Source organism: Micromonospora sp. SD12, assembly GCF_052068495.1.
GTDB lineage: Bacteria > Actinomycetota > Actinomycetes > Mycobacteriales > Micromonosporaceae > Micromonospora > Micromonospora echinofusca.
In genome coordinates this window covers 19,296-32,804 of record NZ_JBQHDF010000025.1, presented here as the reverse complement: position 1 = coordinate 32,804, position 13,509 = coordinate 19,296, and the positions used below count along the sequence as shown (strand labels likewise).

Here is a 13,509-nt window from a genome sequence, read left to right as displayed (position 1 = left end):
ACGATGGGGCGTGCCTTCCGGCTTCGGTGATCTGACTGACCAGGCGCACCACCTGGTGTCCTCCGGCGACCTCGCCGGCGCCCAGCGGCTGCTCGCCGACGCGCTGACCGACGCCGACCCGCGTCCGGCCAACGCCACGCCCGAGCTGGCCGAGGCCGCCAGCCTCCAGGCCCGCGTACTGGTCGCCCTCGGCGAGCCGCACTCGGCCCGGGGCTGGGCCGCGTTCGCGTACGCGGCCACGACCCGGTTGCACGGGCGCGCCGACCAGCGCACGGTGGCCGCCGCGGCCACCCTCGCGGCGGTGCTGCACCGGGTCGGCAGCTGGTCGCGCGCCGCCCGGCTCTACCAGGAAGTGATCATCGAGCTGACCGCGCTCGACGGGCCGGAGTCGCTGCGGGTGCTCGCCGCCCACGCCGACCTGGCCACGGTGGAATACGCGCGCGGCCAGTGCCAGGTGGCCCGCGACCGCTTGCAGGACGCCTGGGAGCTGCACCGCGAGGTCTACGGCGACGGGCACCCCAGCGGCATCAAGATGCTGGCGCGGCTCGGGGCGATGCAGCGCGACTGCGGGCAGTTCGCCGAGGCGCACGACAACCTCGCGCTGGCCAGGGAGCTGTGCCGCCAGCACCTGCCGGCGGACGATCCGCTGGCGGCGCAGGTGGCGGGGCTGGCCCGGGCGGCGGCCAACCCGGACCACGTCTGCGCCGACACCGCACCCGTCGGCCGCGACGGCCCGATCGTGCCGTCCGCGCGTACCCCGCCCCCGGGCGACGGACCGGCGACGGCGCAGCACCCCTCGCAGCAGGGCTACCGCCCGGCGGAGCCGGACCCGTACGCCGCAGCGGCACACACCGACCCCTACGCCGCGCCGCCGCACCCGGTGCCGACGCCCCGGCAGCCGACGGAGGATCCGCCGCCCGGCTGGTGGCCCCCCGACGCCGACGACGGCCCGGCCGACAGCGCCGTGCCGCCGGCGGTCGTACCCCTGGCCGGTGGCGCTGCCACCGAGGAGGCCGACGGGGTGCACCGGGTCCACCGGCCCGACGCGCCCGAGGAGCCCTACCAGCCGTCGCGGCTGCTGCCGGTGCCGGTGCACCGCGCGCCGGCGCGGCGCGGCAACCTGCTGCTGCCGCTCGCCGTCGGTGGCGTCGCGGTGGTGCTGCTGGGCACGGTCGCGGTGATCACCGGGGTGGCCGCAATGGACGGTGCCCCCGACCCGGCGCCCCCTGCCGCGACCGGCGCGCCGGCCTCCACGCCGGCGGGCGGGTCGACCGGCACGGGCGCCCCGCCCGCCGCCGGCCCGACGAGCGGGGCCGCGGCCTCCCCCGGCAGCCCGCCGGGCGCGGTCACGCTGCGGGACAACCGCGACAACGTGGCGCTGCGCTGGACCTACCCGGCCGGCGGAGAGGGTCCGGTGGTCATCTCGGGCGGCCGGGCCGGCCAGGCGCAGACGGCCTTCGCCAACCTGCCCGCCGGCACCACCACCTTCGTCGTCTACGGCCTGAACCGCAGCACCGACTACTGCTTCACGGTCGCGGTCGTGTGGTCGACGGACACGATCGCCCGCGCGCAGCAGGTCTGCACCCGTCGCGGCTGACGGCCCGGTCCCGGCTGACGGTCCGCCGCCGGTCCCGGGCGCGGCGACGCCGATCGCAGGCGTGCCGGATGGTCCGGAATTGGGCCCCGCCCGGCGTGGCGTCCTTCGTCAGGGTTTCTCCGGGTCGGGCAGGGTCGGCAGCAGCAGCCGTACCCGCAGCCCCGGCCCGCCGGCCCGCCCGGGGTGGGCGTCGGTGAGCTCGATGCCGCCGCCGGCCCGGCGGACCAGCTCGCGCACGATGGCCAGGCCGAGGCCGGCGCCGCCGTCGTCGCGGGCGCGGGCGTCGTCGAGCCGGGTGAACCGGCCGAAGACCCGCTCCCGGTCCCCGGCCGGGATCCCCGGCCCGTCGTCGGTCACCGTCACCAGGTGGTACGCCCCGACGCCGCTGCCGCCCGCTCCCCCGCCGCCTGCCGCTCCCCGGCCGGCCCGCCCGCCGGCGGCCTGGCCCCTGCCGGACGTCCCACCGTCGCCGCCCGCCCCGTCGGCGCCCGGGCCGGCGGCCAGCACCACCTCGCCGTGGGCGTGCCGGACGGCGTTGTCGACCAGGTTGGTCAGGATGCGACGCAGCTCGTCGGGATCGCCCTCGGTCCACAGCGGCGCCGCCGGGGCGTCGAGGCGCACCGGCGGCGACGGGTACCGGGCGGCCACCGCCGCCAGCAGGGCCCCCAGCTCGACCGGCCCCGTGGCCCGCGCCGGCGGCCGCTCGTCGAGCCGGGCCAGCAGCAGCAGGTCGTCGACGAGCCGACCGAGCCGCTCCGTGTCGGCGAGCAGGTTCGCCGACACCGCCGTCCAGTCCGTCCGGTCGGCCAGCCGCCGGGCGACCTCCAGCTCGGTACGGATGTTCGCCAGCGGGCTGCGCAACTCGTGCGCGGCGTCCGCGACGAACGCCCGTTGCCGGTCCCGGGCGGACTCCAGCCGGCCCAGCATCCCGTTGAGCGTCACCGCGAGCCGGTGGATCTCGTCCCGCGACGCCGGTACGGGCAGCCGCCCGCCCCCGTCCCGCCCGGTGATCTCCTCGGCCCCCCGGCGCAGCGCCTCCACCGGGCGCAGGGTCGCGCCGACCACCCGCCAGGCCACGGCGGCGAGCACCACGACCAGCAGCGGGAAGCTCACCAGCAGGATGGTCCGTACGACGTGCGCGCTGTGCCGCACGTCCGCCAGCGACCGGGCCACCAGGACGGTACGCGGGTCGGCGGCGGTGCCCGCCGGTACGGCCACCACCCGCACCGGCCCGGTCAGGCCGACCCGCTCCCCCGACACCGTCAGCCGCTGCCGCACGCCGGCGTCGAGGCTCCCCGGCGACACCATCGGCACCAGCCGGTCGGCGTCGATGGAGGCCGCCCGCACCCGGCCCGCGGCGTCGATCACCTGCACCCGGACCTGCCCGCCGGCCACCGGCAGCGGATCGGGCAGTACCTCCTCGGCGGCGAGCAGCGCGACCGCGTCGGCGGTACGGAACGCCTCGGTGTCGACGGCACGTTGCAGGGCCCAGCCCAGCACGGCGAGCAGGACGAGCCCGCCGACGGCGAGTCCCCCCGACACACCGAGTACGCCGACCGCCATCAGCCGCCCGCGCAGCCCGGGCCCGGCGCGCAGCCGCCCGCGCGTCCCCCGCGTCACGGGGCGAGCCGGTAACCGGCGCCCCGGACCGTCTCCAGGCGCTCCCGGCCGATCTTGCGCCGCAGGTACCCGACGTAGACCTCGACCGCGTTCGGCGCCGTCTCGACGCTGGCGTCCCAGACGTGGTCCAGCAGCTCGGTCTTGGAGACCACCTCGCCGGGGCGGCGCATGAGGTAGTCGAGCAGCGCGAACTCGCGGCTGGTCAGCGCGACCTCGGCGTCGGCGCGGGTCACCCGTCGCCGCGCCGGGTCCAGCCGGAGGTCGCCGACCGCGAGCACCGTCGGGCGTTCGGGGGCGCCCCGGCGCAACAGGGCCCGCAGCCGGGCCAGCAGCACCACGTACGAGAAGGGCTTGGTGAGGTAGTCGTCGGCCCCGCAGTCCAGCCCGTCGGCCTGGTCGTACTCGCCATCCTTGGCCGAGAGCATGAGCACCGGCAGCCAGTGCTCCTCGGCGCGCAGCCGGCGTACCAGCTCGTAGCCGGAGAGGCCGGGCAGCATCACGTCGAGGACCATCGCGTCGTACCCGCCGTGGCGTGCCGCGTCGAGCCCCTCCGGGCCGGTCGCCGCCACGTCCACCGCGAACCCCTCGGCCTGCAACCCCCGTTGCAGGGCGGACGCCAACCGCGACTCGTCCTCCACCACCAGCAACCGCACGCCTCCAAGGGTGCCACCCGGGCGCCCGGGGTCGTACGGCCGTCCTCAGCGCCCTCACAGCGTCGAGGAGGCAGGATGTCCGGCAGGAGGTGTCACATGTCCGTCCTGAAGAGCCGTCCCGTCCTACGCTGGCTGGTCCCGGTGACCGCCGTCGCGACCGTCATCGGCGGCGGCGCCGCGCTCGGCACGTTCGCCGCCCAGGCCGAGCCGAGCCTGCCGCCGCGCACCGCCGCCCAACTCCTGGTCGACCTTCAGACCTCCCGGCTGGAGGGGCTCTCCGGCACGGTCGTGCAGCGCGCCGACCTGGGCCTGCCGCCGCTGGCCGGCCTGGTCGGCGGCGACGGCCTGACCGGCCTGCTGACCGGCACGCACACCCTGCGGGTCTGGCACTCCGGGCCCGACCGGCAGCGCGTCGCCCTGGTGGACACGCTCGGCGAGCACGACATCGTGCGCAACGGCCGGGACGTGTGGGCCTGGAACAGCCGGTCCAACACCGCCACCCACCGCACGCTGCCCGAGGGCACCACCGGGGCCCAGACGCCGGAGTTGCCGGTCACCCCCGGGGAGGCGGCCGACCGTGCCCTCACGGCGATCGGCCCGAGCACCGAGGTGAGCGTCGGCCGCTCCGCCACGGTCGCCGGCCGCGACGCGTACGAGCTGGTGCTCGCCCCGCGCGACGCCGCCTCGCTGGTGCACCAGGTGCGCATCGCCATCGACGCGCGGCAGCACGTGCCGCTGCGCTTCGAGGTCTTCGCCGACGGCAGCGACAAGCCGGCCTTCGAGATGGCCTTCACCCAGGTGTCGTATGCCCGGCCCGACGCCGACCAGTTCACCTTCAACCCGCCGCCCGGCGTGAAGGTGACCGAGGAGACCGCCGGCAGGCAGCCCGCCGACGCCCCCGGGAAGCGGCGCGCGGACGGCGAGCGGCCGGACGTGCGTACGGTCGGCGAGAGCTGGGCCACCGTGGTGGTCGCGCGGCTCGACGGTGCCGGCGCGCCCGCGGACCGACCCGCCGCCCCCGGCCGCGCCGGGAACGGACCGGCCGGCGACCCGGCGGCGTTGCTCGGCGCGCTGCCGAAGGTCAGCGGCGACTGGGGCAGCGGCCGGCTGCTGACCGGGAAGCTGTTCAGCGTGCTGCTCACCGACGACGGCCGGCTCATCGCCGGCGCGGTGACGCCGGAGCGGCTCTACGAGGTGGCGAAGGGCTGAGAATCGGCAGTCCGGGGGCCCGCCACGCGGCGGGCCCCCGCTGTCTGTGCGGGACGAGTCGCGGTGTGGCCCGGCGCGCTTGGTCGAGGCGACCGGCGCACGGTATCTTTCTCAGTTCAGGCAACAAAAAAGAACGGCTGATAATAGCCGTTCCGAGAGAGATGCTACTCGAATGGGAGACGGCTTGTCAAGGCATTCCGCCGATTCCGCCGAATTGCAGCCCGATGACGAAATCGGCCGCGAACAGGAATACGTCTCGATGCTCTATCGCCGGCTGGACGAGCTGCGTGAGCAGGCCTCCCGCCGGCTGACCGACGAGCTGCGGGCGACCGGCGGCACCCTCCAGGCCCGCTCCCAGCGCGACAGCGCGGTGCGGATGTACGCCGACCAGGTCGAGCAGTTCTCCTCGGTGGAGAGCGGCCTCTGCTTCGGCCGGCTCGACACCGACGACGGCGGCCCCCACTACATCGGCCGCATCGGGATCTTCGACACCGGCGGCGACTACGACCCGCTGCTGATGGACTGGCGCGCCCCGGCCGCCCGCGCCTTCTATCTCGCCACCGCGGCCAACCCTCAGGGCGTACGCCGCCGCCGGCACCTGCGTACCCGGGAACGCAAGGTGACCGCGCTCAACGACGAGGTGCTGGACCTGGACACCGCCTCCCCCACCGCGCACGAGGAGCTGACCGGCGAGGCGTCGCTGCTCGCCGCGCTCAACGCCGGCCGCACCGGCCGGATGCGCGACATCGTCGAGACCATCCAGGCCGAGCAGGACCGGATCATCCGCGCCGACCTGCCGGGCGTACTGGTCGTGCAGGGTGGCCCCGGCACCGGCAAGACCGCCGTCGCGCTGCACCGCGCGGCGTACCTGCTCTACACCCACCGCGAGCAGCTCTCCACCCGGGGCGTGCTCCTGGTCGGCCCGAACGCCACGTTCCTGCGCTACATCTCCCAGGTGCTGCCGGCGCTGGCCGAGACGGGCGTGCTCCTGCGGACCCAGGGCGACCTCTTCCCGGGGGTCAGCGCCCGCCGCGCCGAGCCCGCCGCGACCGCCGCGCTCAAGGGCAGCGCGGTGATGGTCGGGGTGCTGGCCGCCGCCGTCCGGGACCGGCAGTGGGTGCCCGACGAGCCGCTGGAGATCGAGCTGCCGCAGCAGGAGGTGCTGCGGCTCGACCCGGAGACCGTGCGCGCCGCCCGGGACCGGGCCCGCCGGTCCGACCGGCCGCACAACCTGGCCCGGGCGCTCTTCGACGTCGAGATCGTCCATGCCCTCGCGGCCCAGGTCGCCGAGCGGATCGGCGCGGACCCGCTGGGCGGGGAGAACCTGCTCGACGAGGCCGACGTGGCGGAGATCCGCCGCGAGCTGCGCGAGGAGCCCGAGGTGCGCGCCGTGCTGGACCAGCTCTGGCCGGTGCTCACCCCGCAGCGCCTGCTCGCCGACCTGTACGCCTCCACCGAGCGGATCGCCGTCGCCGCGCCCATGCTCAGCGACGCCGAACGGGCCGCGCTGCACCGCGAGCCGGGCGGCTGGACGCCGGCCGACGTGCCGCTGCTGGACGAGGCGGCCGAGTTGCTCGGCGAGGACGAGCGGGCCGCCGCCGCCCGCCGGGAACGGATCCGGACCCTGCAACGGGAGTACGCCGAAGGCGTACTGGAGATCGCCCGGGGCTCCCGCTCCATCGACGTCGAGGACGAGGCCGACGGCGGTGAGATCCTCGGCGTCACCGACCTGCTCGACGCCGACCGGCTGCTCGAACGGCAGGAGGAGGCGGACCGGCTGACCACCGCCCAGCGGGCCGCGGCCGACCGGCGCTGGGCGTTCGGGCACGTGATCGTCGACGAGGCGCAGGAGCTGTCGCCGATGGCCTGGCGACTGCTGATGCGCCGCTGCCCGAGCCGCTCGATGACCATCGTCGGCGACGTGGCGCAGACCGGCGCGCTGGCCGGCACCCCGTCCTGGGCCGACGCGCTGGAGCCGTACGTGGCGCAGCGCTGGCGGCTGGAGGAGCTGACCGTCAGCTACCGCACCCCGGCCGAGATCATGGCGGTCGCCGCCGAGGTGCTCGCAGAGATCGATCCGGCGCTGCGCCCGCCCCGCTCCGTACGCTCCAGCGGGGTGCCGCCGTGGGACCGCGCGGTGCCGGCGGAGCGCCTGACGGCGGAGCTGGTGGCCGCCGCCACCCGGGAGGCGGCCGGCCTGGACGACGGCCGGCTCGGGGTCATCGTGCCGGCCGGGCGGGTCGACGAGTTGGGCGGCGCGCTCACCGCCGCCCTGCCCGAGGCCGCCGTCGGCGAGGACCCGGCGTTGGAGAGCCGCGTGGTGGTGCTCACCGTCGGTCAGGCCAAGGGGCTCGAGTTCGACTCGGTCCTCCTGGTCGACCCCGACCGCGTCGTGGCGGAGTCGCCCCGGGGTCGCAGCGACCTCTACGTCGCTCTCACCCGCGCCACCCAACGCCTCGGCATCGTCCGCCCCACCTGAACCACCGACCCCGCCCTCCCGGTTGGCGCTGCGGTAGGTGGGGTCGGCGGGTCAGTCCGGGGTGAAGTCGCCGACCTGGCTGGCGGGGCCGGACTGGTCGCTGGTGGATCCGCCGGCCGGGGTGCTCAGACCGCCGGTGGTGGCGTCGCCCGTGGTGGTCGGCGCCACCTTGCCCGGGTGCCGCTCCGGCTGCCGCGCCAACCGGCGGACGGACGCCGGTCCGGCGGTGCCGCCGGTCGTGGTGACGGCGCCCTGTCCCCGGGTGGGGCCGCCGTCGCGCAGCACCTCCGGATCGACCGGAACGTGGGCCGGATCGTCCGGGTCCTCGTCCTGGATCACCCGCTGCACGTCGGTAGGAGGCACGGTCACCTCGTCGAGAGCGCCCTCGCCGTACACGCCACCGGCGATCCGTTCCTCGGCACGCCGGGCGGCGTCCTGCCGCATGTCGTCCTCACGCATGTCCATCACCTCGCACGAGTCGTAGTCCCGAGACGCGTGCCCATCACCCCCACCACCAAACCCCCGCCCATGCCTGGCGGGGGGCGGGGACGGGGCCGATCAGGCAGTCGTGGTGCCCGCCAGCGGCCCATCAGGGCGTTTTGCACCCCACCACAACTGCATGATCGCTGCCGGAGCACGGGGCGTGGGGCGGGGAGGATTCCGGCTGGCGGTGGGTGTTACTGCCCCCGTCGGGTCGGGTAGACGGCGGGTGCCCCCGCCATGAACGCGAACCGTGCCGTGGCCGACACGCGGTAGCGGGGCGAGGGAACGCAGGTACGACTCATCGCATCCTGAGGAGGACAAGATGAGCACGCAGGCTGCTTCCACCAGGCCGATGAACCGGCCGACGCAGGACATGCCCAACCGGGCGATGCAGGACAGGGCCATCCAGGAGACGCCCACCCGTCCGATGCCGATGATGCACGACGGGCACCGGGAGGCCATGCAGGCGCCCGGCACGGAGACCAAGCCGTCGCTGCGGACGACCGAGTTCTGGGTCTACATCGCGGCCGTGATCGGCGTGCTGGCCGCCTCGCAGCTGGTCGGCCGGAACACGGCCGGGGTGGACATCTTCCGGGCCGACAACGCCTGGTTCATGATCACACTGCTGACCATCGGGTACCTGGGTAGCCGTGGTCTGGCCAAGGCCGGCAGCAACTGGCGCAGCGGCGAGGAGCGCAAGGCCCGGCACTGACCGGGCACCGCGTAGCCGCGCACCACGGCACCGCAGTGGCCCCCGGGACTGTCGTCCCGGGGGCCACCGTCGTGTGTGGTCCTACTCCTCGAAGCCGCCGAAGTCCTCGCCGTCGCCCTCGAAGGCATCGCCGATCATGTCACCCACGATCATGCCGCCGACGGCTCCCACCGCGGCGCCGGCGACGACGCCGCCCATGCCGACCCCCCGGCCGTGACCGTGCCCGTGGCCGTGCCCGCCGAAGCCGTGCGCGCCGCGCAGGCTGCCGTAGCGGGACGTCGTCTCCCGCAGCCAGCCGTCGACCACCTGGACCCAGTCCGTCCCGTCGGCGTCGGTGTGCGCGACCCGGTAGTGACCGAACGCGTCGTGCCCCGGGGTGAGGAACCCGCCGCGCTTGTCGCACTCGAGGATGACCTCGACACCGTGCGGGCTGGTCACGAAGGTCAGCTCGACCTCGTTGATGGTGCTCGCGTACTGGGGCGAGGCGAAGAACTCGATCTCCTGGTAGAACGGCAGCGTCTGCTGCGTGCCCCGGATGTGGCCGCGTTCCAGGTCGGCGTGCTTGAACCGGAAGCCGAGCCGCTGGAACGCCTCCAGGATCCGCTCGTGCACCGGCAGCGGGTGCACGTTGACCTGGTCCAGGTCGCCCTTGTCCACCGCCCGGGCGATGGCCAGCTCGGTACGCAGCCCCATCGTCATGCCGCGCAGCCGCTGACCGTAGACGTCGGTGATCGGGGTCTCCCACGGCATCGGGAGCTGGAACGGGATGGCGAGCTGCTGCTTCGCGGCGAGCTGGAGCGGGCCGCTGACCGGCAGCCGGTGGAACTCCATGACCCCGGCGTACTCCGTGTCGTGGCCCTCGATCTCGACCCGGGTGACCAGGCCGACGACGACCTGCTCGATGTTGGCCGGCGCGTCGCCGCCGAGCAGGTTCACCTGCCCCTCGAGGGTCAGGCCGGGCCGGGTGTTCGGGTTGGTCAGGACGGTGTCGACGCTCGGCCCGCCCACGCCGAACGCGCTCAACATCTTCTTGAAGACCATCGGAACTCCCGTGCAAAGACACCGCGCTCCACCTTGGAGCCGGTCGCTGACTTCCCGGGACCCTATCCGTGGGCGCTGTGAAGTGCCTGTGAAGGCGCGCCGTCCGACGGAAGCACCGCAGGTGGAACCGTCGCGGAGTGGACGTCGCGGCGTCGACGGCCGCGTGACCGGCGGCACGAGCGAGCAGGTGATCAAGCGGCGCCGTCGTCCCGCGCGAGCCACTGACGGACGGCTGAGAGGTCGGTTTCGGTGAGGCCGACGTACGGGTCGAGCAACGGCTCTGGTGGTGGTGCCGGGGTGCCATGATCGGTTCATGTCGCTGTGGGAGGCCACCTCGCGCGTCGGCGGACCCCTGATCGTCGTCGTCGGCGCCGCAGTCACCGTGTCCGTCGCGTTCTCCGCCCCGCCGGGCACGTTCTCCCGGCCACGCGGCTGGCAGTGGGCGTGGGTGGGGCTGTGGCTCATGGCGGCCGGTGATGCGGCGTTCGGCAACGACAGATCGTGGTTCGAACGTGCCTGGAAGGGCGCCACCGCGCTGCTCGTTGCCGTGGCCGTCACAGTCGCGGTGTGGCGCCACCACCGGTGGCGGAAGCGCGTCCGGCCCGCGGACGGTGTGTCCGCGCCGGCCGAGCGGACGCCGGGGTCCACGAGCTGAGGGTCACGCCCTCGTTCGACGGGGAGGCACCGGTCAGCCTGCGGCGACGTCGGAACCGCCGGGATCAACCGCCACGGCGCGGGCGAAGGTCTCAGCCGCCCTCGACGACGACCAGTTCGCCGACCTGCTCGGCGAGCTGAGCGCGCGCCTCCGGGGGCAGGCCCGCGTCGGTGACGAGCACGTCGGCCTCGGACAGCGGGGCGATGGTGGCCATCCCGACGGTCTCCCACTTGGTGTGGTCGGCCAGCACCACCAGGCGCCGCGACGCCTCGATCAGGCACCGGTTCGTCCCGGCCTCCAGCAGGTTCGGCGTGGTGAACCCCGTACGCGGGCTCATGCCGTGCACGCCGAGGAAGAGCACGTCGACGTTGAGGGAGCCGATCGCCGCCTCGGCCACCGGGCCGGTGAGGGCGTCCGACGGGGTACGGATGCCGCCGGTCAGCACGACCGTCCGGTCGGCGCGGGGGTTCTGGTGCAGGGCGTCGGCGACGGGGATCGAGTTGGTCACCACGGTCAGGCCGCGTACGTCGGCAAGCAGGGTGGCCAGCGCTGCGGTCGTGGTGCCGGCGGAGAGCGCGACGGCCATGCCGGGCTCGACGAGGGCGGCGGCCCGCCCGGCGATGGCCCGCTTCTCGGCCTGCTGGCGGACCGACTTCGCGGCGAAGCCGGGCTCCTCGGCGGAGCCGGGGCCGGGCAGGGTCGCGCCGCCGTGGACCTTGTCGACCAGCCCCAGCTCGGCCAGCACCTCCAGGTCGCGCCGGATCGTCATGTCGGAGACGCCGAACCGGCTGACGAGGTGGCTGACCCGCACGCCGCCGTGCTGCCGGATCAGTTCGAGGATCGCGGTCTGCCGTTGTCGGGCCAGCATCCGGACGTCCTCCTTCGCGCCGTCACCGGGCCGCGCCTGCGGCCGGTTCCTCGCGGACCACGGCCACCTCGCCGGCCGGCACGACCAGGTGGTCGGCGCAGGCCGCCCCGGTCAGCAGCTCCACGCCGGTCGCGTCGAGCCGGGCGTCGGCGTCGGTGTGGTTGATGACGAAGAGCCAGCTGCGCTCGCCGGCACGCCGCCGGACCACCTCCACCTCGGCGGGGGCCTGCGCCGCCGGGCGTACGCCCGCCTCGGCCACCAGCCGGGCGACCAGCCGGTCGGTCGCCGCCGCGTCCAGCCGGGTGCCGACGTACCAGGCCGCGCCCGCGCCCACGGCATGCCGGGTCAACGCCGGCACGCCCGGCAGGGGCCCGTCGGCGTACGCGGCGAGCACCTGCGCGCCCTCGGGGTGCAGCCACTCCGTCCACACGTCGGCGCCGGAGCCGTCGTCGAGGGTGACCCGCTCCCCCGCCCGCAGCGGGAAGAACTCCTCGACGCGTACGCCCAGCAGTTCCCGGAACGCCCCCGGGTAGCCGCCGAGGCGGATGTGGTCGTGCTCGTCGACGATGCCGCTGAAGTACGTCACCAGGGCGGTGCCGCCCGCCTCGACGTACGCGCGCAGCGCGGCGGCGTGCGCGTCTAGTACCAGGTAGAGGGTCGGAACGAGCACCAGCCGGTAGCGGGCGAGGTCGGCCGACGGGTGCACGACGTCGGCGGTGACCCCGGCCCGCCACAGCGCGTCGTGCAGCGCGCTGAGGCGGTCGACGTACGCGACGTCGACGCTGGGGTGCGAGTCCAGCTCGGCGCCCCACCACGCCTCGTAGTCGAACAGGATCGCCACCTCGGCCTCGACCCGGCTGCCGCGTACCTCGGCGAGGGCCCGCAGGTCCGCGCCGAGGCGGCACACCTCGCGGAACACCTTGGTCTCCGGGCCGGCGTGCGGGACCAGGGCGGAGTGGAACTTCTCCGCCCCGGCACGGGAGGCCCGCCACTGGAAGAAGAGCACGCCGTCCGCGCCCCGCGCGACGTGCGCCAGGCTGTTGCGGCGCAGTTGCCCGGGGGCCTTCGCGACGTTGCGCGGCTGCCAGTTCACGGCGCTGGTCGAGTGCTCCATCAGCAGCCACGGCGCGCCGCCGGCCACGCCCCGGGTGTGGTCGGCCGCGAGGGCGAGGTCGACGTGGGCGCGCGGGTCGGCGGCGGTGAGGTAGTGGTCGTTGGCGACCAGGTCCACGTCGGACGCCCACGAGTGGTAGTCGAGGTGCTTGATGCCGGTGCCGACCATGAAGTTCGTGGTGACCGGCTGGCGCACCAGCCGATCGAGCACCTCGCGTTCGGCGCGCAGCTGGGCGCGCTGCTCGTCGGAGGAGAAGCGCAGGAAGTCCAGCTGCTGGGTGGGATTGGCGAAGGTCGGCGCGGTGCGCGGCGGGTTGATCTCGGCCCAGTCGCCGTAGCGCTGACTCCAGAAGGCGGTGCCCCAGGCGTCGTTGAGCCCGTCCAGGTCGCCGTGGCGCTCGCGCAGCCAGCGGCGGAACGCCTCGGCGCTGACGTCGCAGTAGCAGTGCACGTTGTGGCAGCCCAGCTCGTTGGAGACGTGCCACATGACGACGGCGGGGTGCTCGGCGTACCGGGTGGCGAGGGCCTCGACCAGGGCCAGCGACCGCTCGCGGAACACCGGCGAGCTGGGGCAGTACGCCTGCCGTCCGCCGGGCCAGAGGATCGCGCCGTCGGCGCGCCGGGGCAGCGTCTCGGGGTGCCGGTGGGCCAGCCACGGCGGTGGGCTCGCGGTGGCGGTGGCGAGGTCGACGGAGATCCCGCCGTCGTGCAGCACGTCGAGCACGCGGTCGAGCCAGCCGAACTCGTACGCGCCGGGGGCGGGTTCCAGCAGCGCCCAGGAGAAGATACCCACCGACACCAGGTTGACCCCGGCGCGGCGCATCAGCTCGACGTCCTCGGCCCAGGTCGACTCGGGCCACTGCTCGGGGTTGTAGTCGGCGCCGAACCACATGTCGTCGCCCTGCCATCGCCGCATGAACGCAGAGCGTGCCCGGCGAAGCCGGCCAAGTCAACACGTTCCAACATCGATCATCTTTACAACGTTTACCTCCCAATGCCCTTGTCGCGGCCGGATTGGCGGGCGTCAGCCGCCCTCTTGACAGCGCCCGGAGGACGAGTAGCTTGAGGCGCCACTGGCA

11 protein-coding genes are annotated in these 13,509 nt (G+C 74.8%); 5 read left to right on the top strand and 6 right to left on the bottom strand.

The window, feature by feature from the left end:
* Positions 1–10 precede the first annotated feature (10 nt).
* Positions 11–1,597 (top strand): tetratricopeptide repeat protein, encoded by a 1,587-nt coding sequence (locus ACTMS2_RS28090; protein WP_441178080.1) that lies wholly within the window; start codon positions 11–13, stop codon positions 1,595–1,597.
* A 108-nt stretch (positions 1,598–1,705) separates the two neighbouring features.
* On the opposite strand, the gene ACTMS2_RS28085 is transcribed toward ACTMS2_RS28090, so the two are convergent.
* Together ACTMS2_RS28085 and ACTMS2_RS28080 are read right to left on the bottom strand one after the other, a co-directional pair.
* Entirely contained in the window at positions 1,706–3,160 is a 1,455-nt protein-coding gene (locus tag ACTMS2_RS28085; protein ID WP_441178095.1) for a sensor histidine kinase, read from the bottom strand.
* A gap of 53 nt (positions 3,161–3,213) precedes the next feature.
* Positions 3,214–3,870 (bottom strand): response regulator transcription factor, encoded by a 657-nt coding sequence (locus ACTMS2_RS28080; protein WP_089001271.1) that lies wholly within the window; start codon positions 3,868–3,870, stop codon positions 3,214–3,216.
* A gap of 96 nt (positions 3,871–3,966) precedes the next feature.
* Between ACTMS2_RS28080 and ACTMS2_RS28075 the strand changes: the two genes are divergently transcribed.
* Together ACTMS2_RS28075 and ACTMS2_RS28070 are read left to right on the top strand one after the other, a co-directional pair.
* Positions 3,967–5,079: a LolA family protein gene (locus ACTMS2_RS28075; protein ID WP_441178079.1), complete on the top strand. Its 1,113-nt coding sequence runs from the start codon at positions 3,967–3,969 to the stop codon at positions 5,077–5,079.
* Between the two features lie 172 nt (positions 5,080–5,251).
* Positions 5,252–7,558, top strand: a complete 2,307-nt coding sequence (locus tag ACTMS2_RS28070; protein ID WP_441178078.1) for a HelD family protein — start codon at positions 5,252–5,254, stop codon at positions 7,556–7,558.
* 51 nt (positions 7,559–7,609) lie between these two features.
* On the opposite strand, the gene ACTMS2_RS28065 is transcribed toward ACTMS2_RS28070, so the two are convergent.
* Positions 7,610–8,017, bottom strand: a complete 408-nt coding sequence (locus tag ACTMS2_RS28065; protein ID WP_441178077.1) for a hypothetical protein — start codon at positions 8,015–8,017, stop codon at positions 7,610–7,612.
* A gap of 346 nt (positions 8,018–8,363) precedes the next feature.
* On the opposite strand from ACTMS2_RS28065, the gene ACTMS2_RS28060 reads away from it, so the two are divergent.
* Complete coding sequence (locus ACTMS2_RS28060) at positions 8,364–8,753, top strand: hypothetical protein (RefSeq protein ID WP_441178076.1); 390 nt, start codon at positions 8,364–8,366, stop codon at positions 8,751–8,753.
* Between the two features lie 81 nt (positions 8,754–8,834).
* Here the strand turns inward: ACTMS2_RS28060 and ACTMS2_RS28055 are convergent, their stop codons facing one another.
* Positions 8,835–9,794 carry a sporulation protein gene (locus ACTMS2_RS28055; RefSeq protein WP_350823810.1) on the bottom strand — a complete coding sequence of 320 codons (960 nt, stop codon included), beginning with the start codon at positions 9,792–9,794 and terminating at the stop codon, positions 8,835–8,837.
* A gap of 313 nt (positions 9,795–10,107) precedes the next feature.
* Here ACTMS2_RS28055 and ACTMS2_RS28050 point away from each other — a divergent pair, with 313 nt between their 5' ends.
* A complete protein-coding gene (locus tag ACTMS2_RS28050; protein ID WP_441178075.1) occupies positions 10,108–10,449 on the top strand; it encodes a hypothetical protein in 342 nt (113 codons plus the stop codon).
* 91 nt (positions 10,450–10,540) lie between these two features.
* Here the strand turns inward: ACTMS2_RS28050 and ACTMS2_RS28045 are convergent, their stop codons facing one another.
* Positions 10,541–11,317 (bottom strand): DeoR/GlpR family DNA-binding transcription regulator, encoded by a 777-nt coding sequence (locus ACTMS2_RS28045; RefSeq protein ID WP_441178074.1) that lies wholly within the window; start codon positions 11,315–11,317, stop codon positions 10,541–10,543.
* Positions 11,318–11,339: 22 nt separating this feature from the next.
* Positions 11,340–13,346 carry a beta-galactosidase gene (locus ACTMS2_RS28040; protein WP_441178073.1) on the bottom strand — a complete coding sequence of 669 codons (2,007 nt, stop codon included), beginning with the start codon at positions 13,344–13,346 and terminating at the stop codon, positions 11,340–11,342.
* Positions 13,347–13,509: the final 163 nt, after the last annotated feature.

Excerpts from the sequence above, each read along its gene's own strand:
- ACTMS2_RS28085 (WP_441178095.1), bottom strand. The coding sequence starts at position 3,160 with ATGGCGGTCGGCGTACTCGGTGTGTCGGGGGGACTCGCCGTCGGCGGG.
- ACTMS2_RS28075 (WP_441178079.1), top strand. The coding sequence starts at position 3,967 with ATGTCCGTCCTGAAGAGCCGTCCCGTCCTACGCTGGCTGGTCCCGGTG.
- ACTMS2_RS28070 (WP_441178078.1), top strand. The coding sequence starts at position 5,252 with ATGGGAGACGGCTTGTCAAGGCATTCCGCCGATTCCGCCGAATTGCAG.
- ACTMS2_RS28065 (WP_441178077.1), bottom strand. The coding sequence starts at position 8,017 with ATGCGTGAGGACGACATGCGGCAGGACGCCGCCCGGCGTGCCGAGGAA.
- ACTMS2_RS28060 (WP_441178076.1), top strand. The coding sequence starts at position 8,364 with ATGAGCACGCAGGCTGCTTCCACCAGGCCGATGAACCGGCCGACGCAG.
- ACTMS2_RS28055 (WP_350823810.1), bottom strand. The coding sequence starts at position 9,794 with ATGGTCTTCAAGAAGATGTTGAGCGCGTTCGGCGTGGGCGGGCCGAGC.
- ACTMS2_RS28050 (WP_441178075.1), top strand. The coding sequence starts at position 10,108 with ATGTCGCTGTGGGAGGCCACCTCGCGCGTCGGCGGACCCCTGATCGTC.
- ACTMS2_RS28045 (WP_441178074.1), bottom strand. The coding sequence starts at position 11,317 with ATGCTGGCCCGACAACGGCAGACCGCGATCCTCGAACTGATCCGGCAG.
- ACTMS2_RS28040 (WP_441178073.1), bottom strand. The coding sequence starts at position 13,346 with ATGCGGCGATGGCAGGGCGACGACATGTGGTTCGGCGCCGACTACAAC.